This is a genomic window from Ramlibacter sp. bp-362 (assembly GCF_054956735.1).
Genome location: NZ_JBUDXE010000039.1, coordinates 1 through 1,225, shown reverse-complemented (window position 1 = coordinate 1,225; position 1,225 = coordinate 1). Strand labels below are relative to the sequence as shown.

Here is a 1,225-nt window from a genome sequence, read left to right as displayed (position 1 = left end):
GGTGGTCTCAACCGGTCAACGCAACGCCATTGATTTTCTCGTTAAGGACGTCCACAGGGAAGCGCCAGCCCAGGGTCTCACGGGGTCTTGTGTTCAGTCGCCGGGCGATTGCGTCGAGTTCTTCCTGACTGTAGACAGACAAGTCATCGGTCTTTTTCAGGTACTGACGCAACAGGCCGTTGGTGTTTTCGTTCGTGCCACGCTGCCAGGGGCTGCGGGGGTCGCAGAAGTACACCTTCACGTCACTGGCGACAGTGAATCGGGCGTGCTGGGCGAGCTCGGTTCCACGGTCCCAGGTCAGGGTGCGCATCATGTCTTGCGGCAGCCGCTTGACCAGTTGGATCAATGCGTCCACCACGGTGGTGGAGCTCTTGCCTCCAAGCTTGGCCAGCATGACATAGCGGGAGCGCCGCTCCACCAGGGTGGCCACATAGCTGTTGTTTGCCCCGACTACCAAGTCACCTTCCCAGTGGCCGGGCACGGCGCGGTCAGCCGCCTGCGCAGGGCGCTCGCTGATGGACACCGCCCCCACGATCTGGCCGCGCTTGTTGTCCACGCGCTTCTGGGTGCGCCTGGTGCGCTTGCCGCTGCGAAGGTGCTGCGTCAGCTCCTCCTTCAGTGTGGCCTTGGCCTGCACGAAAAGGCTGCGGTAAATCGTCTCGTGGGACACCTGCATGTCCGCAGCATTGTCGGGGCGTTCGCGCAGCCACTTGGAGATCTGCTGGGGCGACCAGTCCTGCCGCAGCTGCTGGCTCACCAGCTCGCGCAGCGGCTCATTGCGCTCGAGCAGGCACGGCTTGGGCCTCCTGGCGCGTAACCACGCCGCCTGCTCGGCGGCCTCGGCGCGGTAGGAGGCGATGCCCCCGTTCCTCTGGACCTCCCGACTGATGGTGGAGGGCGGGCGTTGCAGCTTTGCAGCGATCCCCCGGATGGACTGCCTTGCCGCCAGTCCCCGGGAGATTTCCTCGCGCTCGGCCAGCGTGAGTTGCCCCTGCGCCCGAATGCGCTCGGGCGGCTGAATGCCCCCGTAATACCTGACGTGCCAAGACACAGTGCCGCTGTTGCAGCCCAGGGCGGCAGCAATTTCGTGAGTACTTTGACCCTGCTTCCATCGGCGCCAAAGCTCCGGCCGCTCAAACTTGGTCTGGTACTTACGTGCCCTCATCTTTCTCATCTCGGTCTCCGCAACAGTTCGATTCTGTTGCGTTGACCGGTTGAGACCACC

Annotated in this window: 1 protein-coding gene; it reads right to left on the bottom strand. The window is 63.8% G+C overall.

Features of this window, described 5'->3' with window-relative positions; translation table 11 throughout:
• Nucleotides 1-7 precede the first annotated feature (7 nt).
• Nucleotides 8-1,174 (bottom strand): IS30 family transposase, encoded by a 1,167-nt coding sequence (locus ACY0MJ_RS22310; protein WP_462640754.1) that lies wholly within the window; start codon nt 1,172-1,174, stop codon nt 8-10.
• Between the last annotated feature and the right edge of the window lie 51 nt (nt 1,175-1,225).